The organism is Mycobacterium sp. E2497, from assembly GCF_001668695.1.
In the GTDB taxonomy this organism is placed as follows: domain Bacteria; phylum Actinomycetota; class Actinomycetes; order Mycobacteriales; family Mycobacteriaceae; genus Mycobacterium.
In genome coordinates, this window is sequence record NZ_LZKD01000227.1 from 1 (window position 1) to 18,051 (window position 18,051).

22 protein-coding genes are annotated in these 18,051 nt (G+C 67.4%); 9 read left to right on the forward strand and 13 right to left on the reverse strand.

What is annotated here, in order from left to right:
- Together A5713_RS20580 and A5713_RS20585 are read left to right on the forward strand one after the other, a co-directional pair.
- Positions 1-1,275: glutamine synthetase family protein (locus A5713_RS20580; RefSeq protein WP_068098189.1), on the forward strand; the 1,275-nt coding region annotated here is incomplete at its 5' end.
- Positions 1,276-1,286: 11 nt separating this feature from the next.
- Entirely contained in the window at positions 1,287-2,390 is a 1,104-nt protein-coding gene (locus A5713_RS20585; protein WP_068098247.1) for an amidohydrolase family protein, read from the forward strand.
- Positions 2,391-2,407: 17 nt separating this feature from the next.
- On the opposite strand, the gene A5713_RS20590 is transcribed toward A5713_RS20585, so the two are convergent.
- Positions 2,408-2,863, reverse strand: a complete 456-nt coding sequence (locus A5713_RS20590; protein ID WP_067924154.1) for a nuclear transport factor 2 family protein — start codon at positions 2,861-2,863, stop codon at positions 2,408-2,410.
- Between the two features lie 79 nt (positions 2,864-2,942).
- Between A5713_RS20590 and A5713_RS20595 the strand changes: the two genes are divergently transcribed.
- Complete coding sequence (locus tag A5713_RS20595; protein ID WP_142393428.1) at positions 2,943-3,290, forward strand: hypothetical protein; 348 nt, start codon at positions 2,943-2,945, stop codon at positions 3,288-3,290.
- Here A5713_RS20595 and A5713_RS20600 read toward each other — a convergent pair.
- The 6 genes from A5713_RS20600 to A5713_RS20625 form a co-directional block, all read right to left on the reverse strand.
- Positions 3,287-4,618 (reverse strand): cytochrome P450, encoded by a 1,332-nt coding sequence (locus A5713_RS20600; protein WP_068098191.1) that lies wholly within the window; start codon positions 4,616-4,618, stop codon positions 3,287-3,289. The two genes, A5713_RS20595 and A5713_RS20600, sit on opposite strands and share 4 nt — an antisense overlap.
- 54 nt (positions 4,619-4,672) lie before the next feature.
- Positions 4,673-5,092, reverse strand: coding sequence for a lipoprotein LpqH (locus A5713_RS20605; RefSeq protein WP_067924147.1), 420 nt, complete (start codon positions 5,090-5,092; stop codon positions 4,673-4,675).
- 13 nt (positions 5,093-5,105) lie between these two features.
- Positions 5,106-5,936, reverse strand: coding sequence for an SDR family oxidoreductase (locus tag A5713_RS20610; protein WP_068098192.1), 831 nt, complete (start codon positions 5,934-5,936; stop codon positions 5,106-5,108).
- A gap of 4 nt (positions 5,937-5,940) precedes the next feature.
- Positions 5,941-6,414 carry an SRPBCC family protein gene (locus tag A5713_RS20615; protein WP_197516430.1) on the reverse strand — a complete coding sequence of 158 codons (474 nt, stop codon included), beginning with the start codon at positions 6,412-6,414 and terminating at the stop codon, positions 5,941-5,943.
- A 38-nt stretch (positions 6,415-6,452) separates the two neighbouring features.
- Positions 6,453-6,890, reverse strand: coding sequence for a resuscitation-promoting factor RpfC (gene rpfC, locus A5713_RS20620; RefSeq protein ID WP_067924131.1), 438 nt, complete (start codon positions 6,888-6,890; stop codon positions 6,453-6,455).
- A 105-nt stretch (positions 6,891-6,995) separates the two neighbouring features.
- Entirely contained in the window at positions 6,996-7,580 is a 585-nt protein-coding gene (locus A5713_RS20625) for a chorismate mutase (protein ID WP_068098194.1), read from the reverse strand.
- A 54-nt stretch (positions 7,581-7,634) separates the two neighbouring features.
- On the opposite strand from A5713_RS20625, the gene A5713_RS20630 reads away from it, so the two are divergent.
- The gene (locus A5713_RS20630) at positions 7,635-8,252 is read left to right on the forward strand and encodes a hypothetical protein (protein WP_197516426.1); all 618 of its coding nucleotides are present in this window, start codon (positions 7,635-7,637) and stop codon (positions 8,250-8,252) included.
- Positions 8,253-8,341: 89 nt separating this feature from the next.
- On the opposite strand, the gene ag85B is transcribed toward A5713_RS20630, so the two are convergent.
- Complete coding sequence (gene ag85B / locus A5713_RS20635) at positions 8,342-9,334, reverse strand: diacylglycerol acyltransferase/mycolyltransferase Ag85B (protein ID WP_067924124.1); 993 nt, start codon at positions 9,332-9,334, stop codon at positions 8,342-8,344.
- Between the two features lie 633 nt (positions 9,335-9,967).
- Here ag85B and A5713_RS20640 point away from each other — a divergent pair.
- Positions 9,968-11,074 (forward strand): hypothetical protein, encoded by a 1,107-nt coding sequence (locus A5713_RS20640; protein WP_068098195.1) that lies wholly within the window; start codon positions 9,968-9,970, stop codon positions 11,072-11,074.
- A gap of 18 nt (positions 11,075-11,092) precedes the next feature.
- Here A5713_RS20640 and A5713_RS20645 read toward each other — a convergent pair whose 3' ends face one another.
- From A5713_RS20645 to A5713_RS20655, 3 genes are read right to left on the reverse strand one after another with little or no spacing between them, the layout of a single operon-like run.
- Positions 11,093-11,641 carry a YceI family protein gene (locus A5713_RS20645; protein ID WP_068098196.1) on the reverse strand — a complete coding sequence of 183 codons (549 nt, stop codon included), beginning with the start codon at positions 11,639-11,641 and terminating at the stop codon, positions 11,093-11,095.
- A gap of 13 nt (positions 11,642-11,654) precedes the next feature.
- Positions 11,655-12,668: an alcohol dehydrogenase gene (locus A5713_RS20650; protein WP_068098197.1), complete on the reverse strand. Its 1,014-nt coding sequence runs from the start codon at positions 12,666-12,668 to the stop codon at positions 11,655-11,657.
- Between the two features lie 9 nt (positions 12,669-12,677).
- Positions 12,678-13,964 carry a cytochrome P450 gene (locus tag A5713_RS20655; protein WP_067924110.1) on the reverse strand — a complete coding sequence of 429 codons (1,287 nt, stop codon included), beginning with the start codon at positions 13,962-13,964 and terminating at the stop codon, positions 12,678-12,680.
- A gap of 211 nt (positions 13,965-14,175) precedes the next feature.
- Here A5713_RS20655 and A5713_RS20660 point away from each other — a divergent pair, with 211 nt between their 5' ends.
- From A5713_RS20660 to A5713_RS20670, 3 genes are read left to right on the forward strand one after another with little or no spacing between them, the layout of a single operon-like run.
- Positions 14,176-14,574 carry a hypothetical protein gene (locus A5713_RS20660; protein ID WP_068098198.1) on the forward strand — a complete coding sequence of 133 codons (399 nt, stop codon included), beginning with the start codon at positions 14,176-14,178 and terminating at the stop codon, positions 14,572-14,574.
- Position 14,575: 1 nt separating this feature from the next.
- On the forward strand, positions 14,576-14,872 hold the full coding sequence (locus A5713_RS20665; protein WP_068098199.1) for a hypothetical protein: 297 nt from the start codon (positions 14,576-14,578) through the stop codon (positions 14,870-14,872).
- A gap of 58 nt (positions 14,873-14,930) precedes the next feature.
- The gene (locus A5713_RS20670) at positions 14,931-15,155 is read left to right on the forward strand and encodes a hypothetical protein (RefSeq protein ID WP_068098200.1); all 225 of its coding nucleotides are present in this window, start codon (positions 14,931-14,933) and stop codon (positions 15,153-15,155) included.
- Between the two features lie 6 nt (positions 15,156-15,161).
- Here A5713_RS20670 and A5713_RS20675 read toward each other — a convergent pair whose 3' ends face one another.
- Entirely contained in the window at positions 15,162-16,292 is a 1,131-nt protein-coding gene (locus A5713_RS20675) for a nitronate monooxygenase (protein WP_067924093.1), read from the reverse strand.
- A gap of 124 nt (positions 16,293-16,416) precedes the next feature.
- Entirely contained in the window at positions 16,417-16,881 is a 465-nt protein-coding gene (locus tag A5713_RS20680) for a hypothetical protein (RefSeq protein WP_068098201.1), read from the reverse strand.
- 106 nt (positions 16,882-16,987) lie between these two features.
- Here A5713_RS20680 and A5713_RS20685 point away from each other — a divergent pair, with 106 nt between their 5' ends.
- On the forward strand, positions 16,988-18,028 hold the full coding sequence (locus tag A5713_RS20685) for a LacI family DNA-binding transcriptional regulator (protein ID WP_082973075.1): 1,041 nt from the start codon (positions 16,988-16,990) through the stop codon (positions 18,026-18,028).
- The last annotated feature ends 23 nt before the right edge of the window (positions 18,029-18,051 follow it).

Consider the following 18,051-nt stretch of genomic DNA (forward strand, 5'->3'; position numbering starts at 1 on the left):
GTGAACCCCGCCGGGCTCACCCTGGCCAAGACCGTTCCGATCCGGCGGACGAACGCGTTCGCCGATCCCGGCCTCGGCGCCAGCCCGTCGTGGCACGCGTTCGCGATCGACCAGAGCGGCATCGCCTTCACCCCCGATGCCGGCGTGATCGGCGACCAACGCCTCCGCATCGACCTGGCGGCCCTGCGCATCATCGGCGACGGGCTCGCGTGGGCGCCGGCCGCGTTCTTCGCCCAGGACGGCGCGCCCGTCCCCGCCTGCGCCCGCGGCACGCTGAGCCGGATCGAGACCGCCCTGTCCGAGGCCGGGATCGAGGCGATCGTCGGCCACGAGGTCGAATTCCTTCTGGTCACCCCCGACGGCGGCCGCCTCCCGTCGACGTTGTGGGCGCAATACGGCCTCGCCGGCGTGCTGGAGCACGAGGCGTTCGTCCGTGAGGTCACCCGGTCGGCGGCCGCGGCGGGCATCGCGATCGAGCAGTTCCATCCCGAGTACGGTGCCAACCAGTTCGAGCTCTCCCTGGCGCCACAAGCCCCGGTGGCCGCGGCCGACCAGCTGGTGCTGTTGCGGCTCATCATCGGGCGCGTGGCCCGCCGCCACGGGCTTCGCATCAGCCTGTCACCCGCACCCTTCGCTGGCGGCGTGGGATCCGGTGCACACCAACATTTTTCGCTGACCATGCCGGACGGGCCGCTGTTCTCCGACGGTTCGGGCACCCGGGGCATGACGGCCGCGGGGGAGAGCGCGGTCGCGGGGGTGGTTGCGGGACTGCCCGCGGCGCAGGGTGTGCTGTGCGGGTCGATCGTGTCCGGCTTGCGCATGCAGCCCGGCAATTGGGCCGGGGCGTACGCGTGCTGGGGAACCGAGAACCGCGAGGCGGCGGTGCGATTCATCGCGGGTGGGCCCGCGAACCCGCGCGGTGGAAACGTCGAGGTGAAGATCGTCGACCCGTCCGCGAACCCCTACCTGGCGTCGGCGGCGATCCTGGGGCTGGCCCTGGATGGGATCAACCGCCAAGCCCCGCTGCCACCGGAGATCACCACCGACCCGGCTTCCCTGTCCGATTCCGAGCGCGATCGCGACGGCATCGTCAGCCTGCACCGGGGACAGGCCGAAGTGATTGCCGCACTGGACCGTTCGGACCTCCTGCGGAGCATTCTGGGCGACCCGGCGGTCGACATGGTGGTTGCGGTCCGCCGCCTGGAACGCGAGCGGTACGGCGATCTCGACACCGAGCGACTGGCGGACAAGTTCCGCATGGCCTGGAGCCTGTGACGGGTCTCGCGATGACGTCCGACGCCCTGGCCCAGCACATCGGCGAAGTGAGGCTGATCGATCAACACGTCCACGGTTGCTGGTTGGCGGCGGGGGACTTGCCACGATTCGAGAACGCGCTCAACGAGGCGAACACCGAACCGATCACGGGCCCGGGTTTCGACTCACAACTCGGCTTTGCGGTGCGCGCCCACTGCGGGACCATCCTGGGCCTGCCCAAACACGTTGATCTTCAATCATATTGGGAGCGCCGCAGCCGGTTCAGCGAGACCGAACTGGCCCGCATGTTCCTGCCGGCCGCGGGAGTGAGCGACTGGCTGGTGGACACCGGGATCGGCGCGGACACCGCCGGCCCCGACGTCATGGGGGAGCTGTCCGGCGGTCGCGCCCACGAGATCGTTCGCCTCGAGGAGGTGGCCGAACAGGCCGCGCGCGCGCCCGGTGACTACGCCGCGGCGTTCGACGACATTTTGCAGCGGCGTGCGGCGACAGCGGTCGGCACGAAGTCGATCCTGGCCTACCGGGGAGGGTTTGACGGCGACCTGAGCGAGCCGCCGGCCGCGCAGGTCGCCGAGGCCGCGGACCGGTGGCGCGAGAGCGGCGGCACCCGGTTACGGGACCGGGTGCTGCTGCGTTTCGGGTTGCACCGGGCGCTGCGGTTGGGCAAGCCCCTGCAGTTCCACGTCGGCCTCGGCGACCGGGACTGCGACCTGCATAAGGCCAACCCGCTGCTGCTGCTCGACTTCCTGCGGCAGTCGGGGGGCACCCCGATCGTGTTGTTGCACTGCTACCCCTACGAGCGTGAGGCCGGGTATCTGGCGCAGGCCTTCAACAACGTCTACGTCGACGGCGGATTGAGCGTGAACCAGCTCGGAGCGCGCTCACCGGCGTTCGTGGCCCGACTACTCGAGCTGGCGCCCTTCCGCAAAATCCTCTACTCGTCGGACGGGTTCGGCCCCGCGGAACTCCACTTCCTCGGTGCGCTCCTGTGGCGCAAGGCAATTCATCGCGTGCTGGACGGTTTCGTAGCCGACGACGATTGGAGCGAGCGCGACGCCATCCGGGTGGTCGACTGGATCGCCCACGACAACGCCGCCGGACTCTACCGGCTCTGACGCCCGATGACGCCGGGTCAGACCAGGTCTGACGCGTCGAATACCCAGCTGGTGTCCGCGTTCGCGAGGTTCTCGAAGTGGTTCGGGGGAGCGAAGGCCACCAGGCTGTTCATGTCCCAATAGTCTTTCCAGACGGTGATCTTGGCCTCGCCGTCTTGCGCGGCGACCTTGTGGACGGTCACGAATCGCAGCACGCCTTGCTCGCCTGAGGTGAACGTCCAGGTCTCGGAATGCTCGTACATCACGTCGGAACCGTTGGACACCAGCACGCCGTCGTGGTTCTCGTAGCCCGCCAGCGGCTCGAGACCCATCTTGAGCCGCTGGACGATGTCTTCCGGTCCGCGCGCCGACAGCGCGGGCACCGGCATGTCGACGTACAGGCAGTCATCGGACAGGAACGTCTTGACCGCGTCCCAGTCCCGGCGCGAAAGCGCCCGCCACAACCCGAGTACGGCGCCCTCGACCGAGATCATAGAGGTTTCTGTCATAGCGCAAATAAACTCGGTAACCGCACGGGTGTCAACACCCGCCAGACCCTGAATGATGAGATCCATGAGCGGACGGGCAAAGATGCTGATCGCGATCGCCGCGGCCGCGATGCTGGCCGGCATATGCGGGGCCATCGCTTACGGATACTGGGGCACCAGCCAGGATTGTCGCGACTGGGTGGCCGCCAACGGCTACCGGCTGACGCGCGACGAGTGGTGGGCGAAGACCCGCGGCTGCGCGGCCAGGACGCCGGCCGGTGACGAGGTGATCCACAGCGAAGGCCTGGCCAGCAAGGCGCTCGGGTGGGTCTGGCAGTTGGCGATCTTCGCGGCGGGCGCCCTGCCGACGGCGATCATTCTCGCGCTCTTCGCTTTTCGGTGGCGCGGCGATTCCCTCGGCGGGAAGCCCTAGCCGTCCACGCGGGCCATCGACCGCGCCGGCCCCAGCGCCACCGGCAGAGACGACCAGCCCCGCAGTACACGCGTGTCGCGCCTGCTTCCCGCACCCGCCGCGCGCACCTCGGGAAACCGTTCGAAGAACGTCCGGAGCCCGACCTCGCCCTCGGCGCGCGCCAGCGCCGCGCCCAGACAGAAGTGCCGACCGCCGGAGAACGCGAGATGCCTTCCCGCGTTGGGTCGTTCGATGTCGAAGCGGTGCGGTTCGTCGAAGACCGACGGGTCACGGTTGGCGGCGGCCAGATAGACGAGCACCAGGTCGCCGCGCTGCAGTCGCTCGCCGGCCAGCTCGACGTCGCCGCGCGCCATGCGCGCGGTCAGCTGCACCGGCGACTCCAGCCGCAGTATCTCCTCGACGGCGTTGGGCCACAGGTCGGGCCGTTGGCGCAATGTGTCCAGGCGGTCGGGAGCATCCAGCAGCATGCGGATCCCGTTGCCCAGCAGGTTGACCGTGGTCTCGAAGCCGGCCGCCAACACCAGCCCGGCGATCGCCTGAAGTTCGTTCTCGTCCAAATACGTTTCCGCCGAGCCGCTTTCGGCTATCTGAATCAGCTGGCTCATCAGGTTGTCGGTCGGCGCGCGCCGTAACTGGCTCAGATGCTCCCCGAGCCAGGAGCTGAAGCCGGCGAGTCCCCGCTGCACACGCCGGTACTGCTGCCACGTCAGCCCGATGTCCAGGCTCGGCGCGGCGAGCTCACCGAATTCCAAGACGCGCCGCCGCTCGCGCTCGGGTACGCCGAGGATGTCGCTGATGATCGCGACCGGAAGCTGCGAGCAATACCGCCCCACGATGTCTACGACGTCGCAGGCGCCGGACTCGGCGGCCAGCTGATCGAGCAGCCCCGTGGCGGTCTGCTCGACACGATCCCGTAGCGCGGCGACCGCCCGGGGAGTGAACACCGCCGAGACCGTCTTGCGGTAGCGGGTGTGGTCTGGCGGCTCGACGGCGAGCAGCGACGGCGCGCGCAGCGGATGCAGCAGGTCGTCGCGGGTGCGGCGCTCCAGCCAGCGCAACGGGCGCGGCAGATTCGCACCGAACATCAGCACGCGGAAGTCGTCGGAACGCAGCAGTTCGTGGGCGAGCGCATGGTCGGCCGTCAGGTAACTGACGCGGCCCTTGACCACCGGCCCCGCGGCGCGGAGTTCGTCGTAGAAGGGCGTCGGGTTGGCGGCCACCCCGGGATCGGCGATCAGCCTGGCGTGCAGGTCACCCCGCCGAACCCCGACCGTCGCGACGCCCCGAATGAAACCGTGCATCGCCAACCAGTGCAATCGTTCCTTCACCGGGCGCCTCCCTGCATCGATGTCACCGAGCCTAGGCCCGGACGCCCCGCCGGGTCAGCACTCGGCGATGATCTTGAACTCGGTCGTCACCACTTTGTCGGGGTTGCTGCTGTTGATGCCGTACGCGCTGCCGGTGATCGTGTACGCGTCGTTGGTGACATCGGCGTGCGCGTCGCCCACCCCGCCTTCCCAGAAGCTCCCGGTGAACCCGTCGACGTTGCGGATCTTCACCCACTGGGGCATCACTCGGTAACCGCTGGTCAACACCACCGCCTCGACGCCGCCGTCGCGGTCCTTGATGTCGATGGTGCGGTACTGCTGGTTCTGGCTGCACGCCGGCGGGCGCGTCGTGTGGGTGGCGCCGTCGATGGTCAGACGGGCCGCCTTCCGGGGTACCGTCGGCCCCGCGCCACAACCCGCGACGCCGACACCGGCGATCAGGACGAGAACAACCGCGTGTAACCGGTGTCGCACCGGTTCACCTCCTTCACTGCCGCTTCGGCATCAGCGCGGGTAGGGATTTGACGATGCTGCGTCGTACGAACTCCGGGCTCAGGCCCTTGAACAAGTCGATCAGGCGAATGCCCTTGGGCACGTACCAGTGCAACCGCTTCGGGTGGTGGTAAGCCTGCCACGCCGCTTCCGCCACACTGCTCGCCGGCATCAACCGGAACGGGCCCTTCTTGGGCGCGGTGGCGTGCAGTTCCTCCGCCGTCCTCGGCGCGCCGCCGTCGCCGGAGTGGTTGGTCGTCGTGGTCAGGATCGCGGTGTCGATCAGGCCCGGCAGGACGTCGGCGACGCGGACGCCGTGCCGGCCCCATTCCACGCTCAGCGCCTCTGTCAGCCCTTTGACCGCGTGCTTGGTCGACGAATACACGGCCAGGCGCGGCATGCCGTAGGTCGCCGACGAAGACGACGTCGAGAACATCAGGCTGCCCGGCGCCTTCTTCAGATACGGCAACGATGCGTAGGCGCCGGTGAGCACCGCCCTGTAATTGATGTCGACGAGGCGCATCGCGGCCTCGTACGGCACGTCCTCGAACCACCCGGATTCACCGATGCCGGCGTTGTTCCACATCATGTCGAGCCCGCCGCCGCTGTTGCCGGCGCAGAAGTCGGCCAGGGCGCCCTCGAGCGCCGCCTTGTCCGTCACGTCAACCCGGCGGGTCCACAGCCGGTCGCCCAGTTCTTCTCGCAGCGTCGTGAGACCGTCGTCGTTGCGATCCACGGCGCCTACACGCCACCCCTTGGCGTGGAACAGCTTTGCGCCCTCCCGGCCCATGCCGCTCCCCGCGCCGGTGATGAAGATCGATTTCACGGCGTCAGTCCGCTTCGACCACATCTTTGATGCGGTTCAGCGTTTTCGTCATGTCGCGGATGTTGCGCCGCTTGCGCAGAAAACCGCCGAACAACCAGTAGATGCCCAGCCACGGCGCCGGGTTGAGCCGGAACGATTCGGTGACGTCCGTGCCGCCGCCGCTGGGCGCCAATCGGTAGTGCCAGTTGTTGACTGCCCGATCGCCGAGCAGCACCGCGAAGCCGAATTCGCGGCCGGGATCACAGGCGGTGACCCCGCACGTCGTCCAATACACCGGGCCGATCTCGTTACGCCGCACGTGACCGCGGAATTTGGCGCCGAGAGCGGGGCCATTCGCGTCGCCCAGCCACTCGGCCTCGAACACTTCGGGGGAGAACCGTCCGATATTGCCGACGTTCGCGATCAGATTCCAGATCTTGTCCGCGGGCGCCGCCATGTGAACAGTCGCCGAACCTTCCATGGCCTGATCCAAACACAGCTTGCCGTCCGGTCATAGACCGCGACGGCGGTTGATCGTCAGCGTGGGGCCGCCGCCTGGATCAGCCCGTTGATGATCTCCTTGATGCCCTGCGCGGGGTGCGAGTACCAGCCGATCGGCAGGCCCGAGGCGGCGCCGCACTTGGGCCATGCCTCCACACCCTGGTCGGCGAAAACCCGGTTGGCTACGGCGATTTGCTGTTCCCTGGATGCGGCGGCCGGGTTGCCGACACCGCCGTAGCGTTCCCAAGTGCCCGGTTTGAATTGGAGCCCACCGTATTCGCCGTTTCCGGTGTTGGCGTGCCAGTTGCCACCGGATTCGCACTGGGCGATCGCATCCCAGTTGGGGGTGGGGGCCGAGGTGGCCACACCGGTGGACGAAGCTATCAACGCTGCAACGAACCCGCCGACCGCCAGGGACTTGACGAGAGGCTTGCAGAGAATTTTCATGTCCTGGATTTCGGCCGCCGTGGCCAAAGCGTTACCTATTCGAAAATGCCACGAGATTGGCCTTCTATCTGCGGATATGCGCGTATTGCGAAGGCGAAAGAAAGTGTTAGAAAGCGATGAGGAAAAACTAAATTATTGCTGGCAATATGACCGAGTCGCTAACGCCAGCGCCCGTTGATGGAGACCGTCGAGCCGACGCGCGCCGATGACCTCGCGGCTGGCGAGGTCGAGCTGCCCGGGACATGCCGGCGAGTGCAGCGGGCCCCACTGGGCCACCACCTGGGACAGCATCGCCTGATTCAGTGCGTCGATCGACGATCGCGACGCCGACAGATCCTCCGCCCCGGTGGGGGCTGCCGCGGGGTCGAGCTTCCAATCCGCGAACCGGGCGTATTCGATGCCCTCGGTAGCGCTGATCTGGTCGCCGAAGATCCGGGTGACGTAATCCGGATCGATCTGCCGGGCGGAGGCCTGGGCGGCCATGTTCGCGAGTTCTTGCCGGACGCGGACCTGGTCTTCGATCGCCCCGTGGGTGGTCCACTTGAAGGCGGCCACCGGCTCGGCGATCTGTAACCGCTGCGCCGCGGCGTCGACCAATTCGTGGAGTGGGCTCGTCTCGTCCGCCCGCACCGGCGATGCGATCAGGATCGCCATCGCGCCGATCACGCCGCCGCAGCGGCGGGCGATCCGGATGCTGCGGCGTCTGGTCATAACCATGATTCTGCGGCAGCCCCGGGCATCCGGGCCGTTCGGAGTTAGCCTGAATTGCTGATGTCGTCGACCATGGACAGCCGCGGCCCGCGCCGCGTTGGCCGAATGCGCGGAAAGACGTTGCGCTCGAAGCAGATTCGCGCGCTGATCGCCGTTGCGCTGGCGATTCCGCTGCTGCTGGGCGCGCTGTTTTTGCTGGTCGGTCGCCTCCATTCGACGCCCGCCGACGCCCTCGAGCACCCCGTGAGCCCCGTCAGCGACGGTCAGTCGAGGGCTCAGGCCGTTCAGACGGCCCAGAGCGTCGTGGCCACGACGGGCCTGCAGACGTCGTCGGCCGGCTACGCGCTGATGTCCTGCAAAGACCGCGACAACCCGCCGTACCAAGGCTCGGTCTACCTGACGTTCACGCTGCCCGCGGCGGCACCGGCCGATGCCTACTTCGCCCGAATCGCCGCAACGCTGGCCGAGCACGGCTGGGCCGAGGGCCTGCCGCCCAACAATCATGCGTGGGCCAGGACGCTCACCAAGGACGCCGTCACCGTGATCGTTTACCGCCACGACGACGAACCGCGGTTGGGCGTACTGCGCGTCTACGGCGAATGCCGGAACATGAACGACCATCGCCGCGACGCCACGACGTGGGCCGATGTCACCGACCAATTCCCCCGGACGGGGTGAACCGCTTCAGACCAAAAGGGGCTACGACGTGCTACTGCGCCCGACGGCGTCGTCGTCAGGCGCAGTAGCGACCTCGGGTCAGGTGGTGGTTATCCGCCGCCGCCGGCCGTGGCACCCAGGGTGCCCTGCAGGTCGGGCTTCATGGCGTTGAGCTGAGCTCCCCAGTATTCCCAGCTGTGGGTCCCGTTGGCGTTGAAGTTGAACACCGCGTTGTGGCCACCGGCCGCGTTGTAGGCGTCCTGGAACTTCAGGTTGCTGCTGCGCACGAAGTTCTCCAGGAACTCGGCGGGCATGTTGGCCCCGCCCAGCTCCGACGGTGTGCCGTTACCGCAGTAGATCCAAAGGCGGGTGTTGTTGCCCACCAGCTTGGGGATCTGCAGTGAGGGGTCGTTGCGCTGCCAGGCGGGGTCGCTCGACGGGCCCCACATGTCGCTGGCCTTGTAACCGCCGGCATCACCCATCGCGAGGCCGATCAGGGAGGGTCCCATGCCTTGCGAGGGGTCCATCAGGGCCGACAGCGAACCCGCATAGATGAACTGGTTCGGGTGGTAGGCGGCCAGGATCAGCGCCGAAGAACCGGCCATCGAGATGCCGACCGCGGCGCTGCCCGTGGACTTCACGCTCTTGTTGGAGGCCAGGTATTGCGGCAGCTCACTGGTCAGGAAGGTCTCCCACTTGTACGTCGAACAACCGGCCTTACCGCAGGCCGGGCTGTACCAGTCGCTGTAGAAGCTGGACTGGCCGCCGACGGGCATGACGATCGACAGGCCGGACTGGTAGTACCACTCGAACGCCGGGGTGTTGATGTCCCAGCCGTTGTAGTCGTCTTGGGCGCGCAACCCGTCGAGCAGGTACACCGCGGGGGAGCCGTTGCCGCCGCTCTGGAATTGGACCTTGATGTTGCGGCCCATCCCCGCCGACGGCACCTGCAGGTATTCGACGGGCAGACCGGGGCGGGAGAAGGCTCCCGCGGTCGGCGCGCCGCCGGCAAGACCGATCAGGCCCGGCAGGGTGACAGCCGCTGCCGCACCGACTAAAAGCCGGCGCCCCCAGGCCCGGACCATCTCGCTCAGATCTGTCATACCTGCCCCTTGTCGCATGTGATCGTCGTCTCAGGCAGGAATTTACCGTGCGAATAGGCAGAATGTCGATCGGGACGCGAGGTGATCTCGGTTTGGTATCGCTTTTCCCGCGTCAATTTCCCCCGGGGGGATAACGGCGCCGCGACGTCGACGCCGCGTGGCCCGCAGCCCGCTATCACCGCTGACTTGTGGGAAGCGCCTGGCAGCGGGGTCGGGTTTGGGGGCGCGGTAATGGCCAGAGCGCCGATTTTCGACCCGACCGGGACGGCGGCCGGCCGCGCGACACCGAACCGCCGCCGAAAACGCGGATTCCGGACCTGGGGATCACGGAGCGCTTTTATCGCCTCGGGAGGAAGGTGCGATTCCCGGCGCTGACGGCCGGCAGACGGCAGGTGCCTCACCTGCCCGTCCGGTCGGCGCATTCGCTGCGCGTGATCCGGCCGGTTGGCCGATGATGGGCGACCGGGGCAGCCGGACTTGCGGCGACCGCGTAGGCTCTCACGAAGCAAGCCGACGGAGACCACGTTTTCTCGGTCCGTTCCGGCTCTCACGAACCACCTCACCAGGGATTTCTGGTGCGCGTCGGTGCGGGTGAGGGTGTCGGAGGCCCGGGACCGATTGGGGCAATGAGTTTTGGACACGGTACTTGGGCTATCAGTGACGCCGGCCGCCGTTGGGTGGGTCCTCGCTGAGGGACACGGCGCAGACGGCACCATCCTGGATCACCAGGAGCTGGCCCTGCACACCGGCCGCGGCGCGTGCGCCGCGAGTACCGCGGAACAAGTGGTGGACGAGATCGCGCGGGTGGAAGCCCAGGCGGCCGCCAGCGAGCATCGTCTGCGCATCATCGGGGTGACGTGGAACGACGAGGCGGCCGCGCAGGCCGCGCTGCTGCTGGAAGCGCTGACCGACGCCGGATTCGACAACGTCGTGCCGGTCCGCCAACTCGAGGCCGTCGAGACGCTGGCCCAGGCCATCGCACCGGTCATCGGCTACGAGCAGACCGCGGTCTGCATCCTCGAACATGATTCGACGACCGTCGTCATGGTCGACACCCACGGCGGGGAGACGCAGACGGCGACAAAGCAGGTGCGCGGCGGCTTCGACGGACTGACGCGCTGGCTGACCGGCATGTTCGACCGCAACGGATGGCAACCCGGCGGGGTCGTGGTCGTCGGCGCGCACAGCGACATCGACGGTTTCTCCTGGCGACTTGAAAACGCGCTGCCGGTACCGGTTTTCGTGCAAACGATGGCCCAGGTGACCATCGCGAGGGGCGCGGCGCTCACCGCCGCCCGCAGCACCGAGTTCACCGACGACCAACTGGTGGTGGACGGTGGGGAACCCGCGGCCACGCCCGCGACACCCCGGAAGCGGCCGTACGCCGGTGCCGTGACCACTCTGGCCGCCGGTGTGGTCACGTTCGTCTCCTCGATATCGCTCGCGGTGGGTTTCCAGCTGGCCCCGGCGAGCAACTCCGCCCCACGGCACGCGGTGCATGCGCCGACCCCACAGGTCGCCGAGGCCGTGGCGCCGCCGCCGGCCGTCGCACCGTTAACCCCCCAGGCGAAAGTGCCCGCGGGCGAACCGATCACGGAACCGACCGCGCCGGAGGTGCAGCAGCCGGACCCCGGTGGCCGGCAGCCGTACTTGACGCGAGTGCTCGAGCACATACCGGCCGACACCGGCGATCAAGCGGGCGACTCGGCATCGCCTGCGCCCGCCCAGCCGCAGCCCTGACGCCGACGGCCCCGCCGTTCAGACGTCTTTCGGGTGGGTCGCGGTGAAGGACACCATCACGTCGTCGGCGACCTTGAGCGAGCCCATCAGCAGTGAGTACGGCTTGACGCCGTAATCGGTTTGGCGGACGGTGGATTCGGTGGACATGCGCCACGTGTTCCCGAGATCCTCTGTGCGCAGTTCGACGACGTGATCCCGCGTCTTTCCCCGAATTTCGAGTTGGCCGATGAGCCGGTACCCGTCGCCTGTTTTCTCGATGCTTCTTGCGCAGAAGCGGATCCCGGGAAAACTGGCCGACTCCAACGACTTCAACGCGTTGGACCGCACCAAAGCCTTTTCCGGCCCGGTCAATCCCTTCACGCCGCCCTCGCCGCGCAGCACCTCGAAGGAATCGACCTCGACAGCCAACTCGGCGGTGACGGGGTCGGTGCCGGCCCACGCCACCGTGGCTTCCCAGCGCGTCATCGCGATGGTGAGCCGGTGGCCCATCCGCGCGGCCCTGCCGGCGACGCCGGTGCGGATCAACAACTCACCGTCAGCAGGGGTGAGGGTCCAGAGCTCGGTCACGGACCGACTGTAGTCACATCGTCAAGACGGTGCGGTAGTGCGCTCTGCCCTGCTCCAGCGCCGCATAGCCTTCGGCCGCCTGCGACAGCGGCAACTCCTCGATCCAGGCGCGGACACCGGACAGGACGGCGAAATGCATGGTGTCCTCGACGTCCTTGGCCGTGCCGGAGGGGTGGCCGACGATGCTGAGCCCCGGCGTGATCAGCTGCACGGGACTGATGGGCAGCGGGTCCGGAGTCACCCCGATGGTCACCAGCTCGCCTTGCGGCGCCAGCCCGCCGACCGTGTCGGCCATGGCCTGGGAGTTGCCGGCGGTGCCCAGGACGACCGTCGCCCCGCCCAGTGCCTGCAGCGCCTCGGCGACGTCACGGCTGGTGGAGTCGATGTAGTGATGGGCGCCCAATTTCTTTGCGTCCTCGGCCTTACCGGTGCCGCGCGCGATCGCGATCGTTTCGAACCCCATCGCGCGGGCGAACTGCACGCCGAGGTGGCCGAGCCCGCCGACGCCGAGGATCGCCACCCGGTCACCGGGCAACGCCTTGGTGTGCCGTAGCGCGTTGTAGGTCGTGACGCCGGCGCAACCCATGGGGGCGGCTTCCGCGTCGGTGAGCTCCGACGGGATCCGGGCCAGCGCGTTGGCCGGCACGGTCACCGATTCCGCGTAGCCGCCGGGGTAGTGCCAGCTCGGCACCTTGCCGTTGACGCAGTGGATGAAAATGCCCTTGCGGCAGGGGTCGCAGTGGTAGCAGCAGCCGCCGAACCAGCCGACCGCGACGCGATCGCCCACCGCGAAATCGTCGACCCCCTCGCCGAGTTCGGCGACGGTTCCGGCGATTTCGTGGCCCGGGGTCAGCGGCCACGACATGTCCGGGAAACCGCCGTTGACGAAGGCGCGGTCGGTTCCGCATATCCCGCACGCGGTGACCGCGATGCGCACCTCGTCGCGACCGGGTGGGGGCGTTTCGACTTCGGCGAGCTCTAAAGGGCCGCCCACGGATTGAATCCGGACGGCTTGATGTGTCGGCATCGGCTTAGCCTAGTGTGCGACAGGTTCTTTCGCCGACCCGTCGGTGTGGTAGTCGACCTGCCAGTGCTTGATCCCATTGAGCCAGCCCGACCGCAGCCGTTCGGGCTTCCCGATCGATTCCAGGTTCGGGATGCCGTCGGCGATCGCGTTGAACATCAGATCGATGGTCATCCGCGCCAGGTTCGACCCGATGCAGTAATGCGCACCGGTACCACCGAATCCCACGTGCGGGTTGGGGTCGCGAAGGATGTTGAAGGTGAACGGGTCCTCGAATACGTCCTCGTCGAAATTGGCCGAGCGGTAGACCATCACCACGCGCTGGCCCTTCTTGATCTGCACGCCGGACAGTTCGTAGTCCTCCAGGGCGGTGCGCTGGAATGACGTCACCGGCGTGGCCCAGCGGACGATCTCGTCCGCCGCCGTGGCAGGTCGCTCCCGTTTGAACAGCTCCCACTGATCGGGAAAATCGGTGAACGCCATCATGCCCTGGGTGATGGAGTTGCGGGTGGTCTCATTGCCGGCCACGGCCAGCAGGATGACGAAGAAGCCGAACTCGTCGTCGGAGAGCTTGTGTCCGTCGATGTCGGCCTGGACCAGCTTGGTGACGAGGTCTTCCCCCGGATTCTTCGCCCGGTCGGCGGCCATCTGCATGCCGTACATGATGAGTTCGACGGACGCGGTCATCGAGTCGTTGGTGGCGAACTCGGGGTCCTGGTCGCCGACCATCTCGTTGGACCAGTGGAAAAGCTTCTTCCGTTCTTCCTGTGGCACGCCCATCAACCCCGCGATGGCCTGCAGCGGCAGCTCGCACGAGACCTGCTCCACGAAGTCACCGCGGCCCTGGGCGGCCGCCTCCTCGACGATGCGCCGGGCGCGCTCGGCGAGGTCGCCGCGCAGGCGTTCGATGGAGCGCGGGGTGAAGGCGCGCGAGATGATCTTGCGCAGTCGGGTGTGCTGCGGCGCATCCATGTTGAGTAGGACGAACTTGCCGCGTTCGACCTGCTCGCCGACTGTGCCGTCCTTGTAGCGCGGCAGGGCGGTGTTCTTCAGGCTGGAGAAGACGTCGCTGCGCAGCGAGATCTCTTTGACGTCCTTGTGCTTGGTGACCACCCAGAAGCCGCCGTCGTCGAATCCGCCCGCACCGATCGGCTGTTCGTTCCACCAGATCGGCGCCGTCCGCCGCAGTTCGGCCAGTTCCTCCACCGGCAGCCGTTCGGCGTGGATGTCCGGATCGGTGAAGTCGAATCCGGGCGGGAGATTGGGGACCGGCTTGGCGGTTGGCTCGACGGTTGGCATGGCCCGCTCCTCGATGACGAAGTGGTCTAGTCGTCTTTGTGCAAATAAACCATTGCCGCACCACGGTTGGGAAGCATTGACACAAGATCGCCGGGTCGAAATTGAAACGTGTTCCTCGTTGCCCGCCCCTCCGGTCGATACCGTCTTGTGGCGCGGGCCCCGATGGATATGCTTTGGTGCAGGTCACCGGCGACGACAGGCGGGGTGGAACATGATTCGGGAACTGCTCAGCGCCGCTGCTGCAGCGGGCATCGCGATCGGCGTCGCGCCGGGCGCCGCCGCCGGATACGACGGCGACGTGCCGGGCATGAATTATCAGGCGTCGCTGGGCGCGCCGTGCGACAACTACGAACGCTTCATCTTCGGCCGGGGCCCCAGCGGCCAGGCCGAGGCGTGCCACTTCCCGCCGCCCAACCAATTCCCGGCGGCCACCACCGGATACTGGGTCATGTCGTATCCCCTGTACGGGGTGCAGCAGGCCGGCGCGAAGTGCCCCGGGCCGCAGGCCGCGGCGCAGTCGGATCGCGGGTTGCCCATGCTGTGCCTGGGGGAGCGGGGTTGGCAGGAGGGATGGTTCACCGGGGCGGGCTTCTTCCCCCCGGCCGAATGAGATGACCATGAGCGACGGTCGGCCCGCCGAAACCGCGCTCCCGCGCTGGCTGCGCTTCGTCCTCGCGTCGGATCGCGCCGGCTCCGCCTGGTACATCGGTACCGGGTTCTTCTTCGCGCCGATCCTGGCCGTGCTGTCGCCATGGCCCGTCGTGACCGCCGTGCTCTGGGCGGTCATCGGGCTGGCCGGGCTGTGGCTGGGTCTACTCGGTATCGCGATGGCTGCGGGCCTAACCCGAGTGTTGCGGTCCGGGGCGGAAATCCCCGAATCTTATTGGCGCGCTTTGGTGAAGTACTGAGGCGCAGCGCCCGGGCTAGAGTCATAGCAACCGGTCCTGTGACAAGAGGAGACTCGAGATGGGCTTCAATCCGAAAGATGCGGTCGACGCGGCCCGGGACATCGCGACCAACGCGGTCGAGAAGGCCTCCGACATCGTCGAACACGCCAGCGACATCATCCGCGGCGACATCGCCGGCGGTGCCAGCGGGATCGTTCAGAACTCGATCGACATCGGTACGTACGCGGTGGACCGGACGAAGGAGATGTTCACCGGCCGCGACGAGGTCGACGACGACGTCTAGAAGTCCTCAGACGGAGGCGGCCTCATTGAGCTCGTCGAGCCTGTTGGTCGCCTCCAAGTACTCCTGCACCCAGCGCTCGATGACGGTCGCCGTCTTCTCCACCTTGGTGAACTGGCCGACGACCTGACCCACCGGGTTGAACGCGACGTCCACGCTCTCGTTCGGGTAGCGGTTGGTCGCCCGCACCGCCATCCCGGACACCATGTACTGCAGCGGCATACCGAGCGGCTTGGGGTTGTCCGGCTGTTCCCACGCCTCGGTCCAGTCGTTGCGCAGCATGCGGGCGGGCTTGCCGGTGAAGGACCGGCTGCGGACGGTGTCCCGGCTGCCCGCCTTGGCGTACGCCGCTTGCTGGATCGGCGTGTTCGAGGATTCCTCGACCATCAGCCACTGCGAGCCCGTCCATGCCCCCTGGGCACCCAGCGCCAGCGCCGCCGCGATCTGCTGGCCGCTGCCGATACCGCCGGCCGCGAGCACCGGCACCGGGGCGACCTCCTTGACCACCTGCGGCCACAACACGATGGAGCCCACCTCGCCGCAGTGGCCGCCGGCCTCGCCGCCCTGGGCGATGATGATGTCGACGCCGGCGTCGGCGTGCTTGCGAGCCTGCGAGGGGGAGCCGCACAGCGCGGCCACCTTGAGGCCCGCCTCATGGATGTGCTTGATCATGTCGGCCGGCGGGGTGCCGAGCGCGTTCGCGATCATCTTCACCTTGGGGTGCTTGAGCGCCACCTCGACCTGCGGAGTGGCGGTCGCCTCGGTCCAGCCGAGCAGCTGCAGGCTGTCGCCGTCGCTGTCCTCGATCGGCACGCCGTGGTCGGCGAGGATCTTCTTGCCGAAGTCCAGGTGCTCCTGCGGCACCATCTTGCGCAGCGTCTCGGCGAGCTCCTCGGCGGACAGGTGCGAGTCCATGCCCTCGTATTTGTTGGGGATGACGATGTCGACGCCGTACGGGTGGTCGCCGATGTTCTCGTCGATCCAGTTGAGCTCGATCTCGAGCTGCTCGGGGGTGAAGCCGACCGCGCCAAGCACGCCGAACCCTCCGGCCTTGCTGACCGCGACCACGACATCACGACAGTGGGTGAACGCGAAGATCGGAAACTCGATACCAAGCTCATCGCAGATGGCGGTGTGCATCTCTACTCCTGGGACGCGGCCGAATTGAAACGTGTTCTAGTTTAGTACGTACCTCATTGACGTGGCCAGCGGGTCCTGACCTGCGTTTTGTCACTACGACCCGTCACGGGCGTCCACCGGCCACTCAGAGCGCCACACTGCGGGCGACCCACAGCGCCAGGAAGGCGAACATGCAACCGGCGCACACCAGATGATCCCGGCAAACCGACCGCGCCAGACGGGTCTGCTCGGGCCGGTCATCGGCCCGGCGCCCGAGTCGCACGGCATCCGGAACCGTTTGCGTCAAGGCCAGCATGATTGGAACTCCGGCGAGAACGGCCGAGAACACCAGAACCCACCACGGCTGGGGCCCGCGCGCGAACTCGTAGGTCAACGCCCCCAATAGGACCACCATGACAACGGCGATCAGCCGGCTCATCGGGCGCGACGTGGTCGTCGCGCGATGGTAGTAAGCCGCGATGGAATCAAGCACTGCGTCGGGCAAACCGGTTGGGGCAGAACGGAACCGGAGGACCTGAACGTCGAATACCAAATCCATCCACAAGACGGCGAACAAGAATCCGCCGCAGGCCGTGAGCAATGAGGCCATGACGCTCCTCCCTCTTCGGCTCACCATTGTTTCGCAGCAAACACTCGTCCGGGTAGGACCGAGCCGATCCGGTTGGTGCACGCCGGGGAGGCCGTCGGCTGCCATGATGGTGTGCGGTGCGGGTAGGGAGGTAGCGGTGCAGGACAGGGGCGCACGCAAACCGGCGACCGGCGTCGACGTCGCGCGCCGCGCCGGCGTGTCTACGGCAACGGTCAGCTATGTGCTCAATGGCGCTCGGGGCCAGTCGATCTCGGCGCAGACCAGGGCGGCCGTCCTGGGCGCGGCAAAGGACCTCGGTTACCGGCCGAACCTGGTGGCCCGCCACCTGCGCACCGGCGGCAGCGGGCTGGTGCTCTACGTGGTGCCGCGCATGGCTCTGGGCGAGGTGCTCATCGAGGTGGCCAGCCGGCTGACGGCCGCGTTGTCGCAACGTGGGCTGGTGCTGTCGTTGCAGGTGGAGACCACGGATGCGCAAGACGTCATCGACGCGATTCACAATTTACGGCCGATGGCGGTGACCAGCGTCTTCCCGCTCAGCGGTCGGGTGCGTGACGCCGTGGAAGCCGCTGGACTGCCGCAGGTCTATCTGGGCAGCGCGAACCTGCAGACGTTGGAATCGCTCAACGACAGCCTCGGCCGGATCTGGGTCGATCATCTGATCAGCCGCGGACATCGTCACCTGGCGTTCGCCTACTCGGGCGACGAGAAACTACGGGCGCAAGGCGACTACTGGCTGAACGGGCTTCGGGCCGCGGCATCGCAGGCCGGTCTGCCCGAGGTGGCCGCGGCAACGGTACCGACCATCGGGGGCGGCGCCGTCGCCGTCGTGGACGAGTGGAAGCAGTCGGGTGTCACCGCGATCTGTGCTCAGACCGATCTGACCGCGCTGATGGTTCTACGCAGCATCCACCAGTTGGGCTTGCAGTGCCCTGGCGACATGGCGGTGATCGGCGCCGATGCGGGTGAACTCGGCAACGTCAGCGACCCGCTCCTCACGTCGGTGTCCTTCAACATCGAGGCAATCGCCAGAGAGGCCGTGACGGCGCTGATGACACAACTGGGCTTGGAGGTCGACGTCGATGTCGATGACAGTCCCGCTGGCGGCGCGACCGAATTCGTCACGCTGATCCAACGCGAGTCCACCTAAGCCTCGGATAGTCGGCAGGGCCC

What these genes read in the sequence shown, in the direction of transcription:
- A5713_RS20655 (WP_067924110.1), bottom strand. Translation starts at nt 13,964, where the DNA reads ATGCCAACCGTCGAGCCAACCGCCAAGCCGGTCCCCAATCTCCCGCCC.
- A5713_RS20675 (WP_067924093.1), bottom strand. Translation starts at nt 16,292, where the DNA reads ATGCACACCGCCATCTGCGATGAGCTTGGTATCGAGTTTCCGATCTTC.
- A5713_RS20625 (WP_068098194.1), bottom strand. Translation starts at nt 7,580, where the DNA reads ATGGTTATGACCAGACGCCGCAGCATCCGGATCGCCCGCCGCTGCGGC.
- A5713_RS20680 (WP_068098201.1), bottom strand. Translation starts at nt 16,881, where the DNA reads ATGGCCTCATTGCTCACGGCCTGCGGCGGATTCTTGTTCGCCGTCTTG.
- A5713_RS20585 (WP_068098247.1), top strand. Translation starts at nt 1,287, where the DNA reads ATGACGTCCGACGCCCTGGCCCAGCACATCGGCGAAGTGAGGCTGATC.
- A5713_RS20670 (WP_068098200.1), top strand. Translation starts at nt 14,931, where the DNA reads ATGGGCTTCAATCCGAAAGATGCGGTCGACGCGGCCCGGGACATCGCG.
- A5713_RS20665 (WP_068098199.1), top strand. Translation starts at nt 14,576, where the DNA reads ATGACCATGAGCGACGGTCGGCCCGCCGAAACCGCGCTCCCGCGCTGG.
- A5713_RS20630 (WP_197516426.1), top strand. Translation starts at nt 7,635, where the DNA reads ATGTCGTCGACCATGGACAGCCGCGGCCCGCGCCGCGTTGGCCGAATG.
- A5713_RS20660 (WP_068098198.1), top strand. Translation starts at nt 14,176, where the DNA reads ATGATTCGGGAACTGCTCAGCGCCGCTGCTGCAGCGGGCATCGCGATC.
- A5713_RS20595 (WP_142393428.1), top strand. Translation starts at nt 2,943, where the DNA reads ATGAGCGGACGGGCAAAGATGCTGATCGCGATCGCCGCGGCCGCGATG.
- ag85B (WP_067924124.1), bottom strand. Translation starts at nt 9,334, where the DNA reads ATGACAGATCTGAGCGAGATGGTCCGGGCCTGGGGGCGCCGGCTTTTA.
- A5713_RS20650 (WP_068098197.1), bottom strand. Translation starts at nt 12,668, where the DNA reads ATGCCGACACATCAAGCCGTCCGGATTCAATCCGTGGGCGGCCCTTTA.
- A5713_RS20590 (WP_067924154.1), bottom strand. Translation starts at nt 2,863, where the DNA reads ATGATCTCGGTCGAGGGCGCCGTACTCGGGTTGTGGCGGGCGCTTTCG.
- A5713_RS20685 (WP_082973075.1), top strand. Translation starts at nt 16,988, where the DNA reads ATGGTGTGCGGTGCGGGTAGGGAGGTAGCGGTGCAGGACAGGGGCGCA.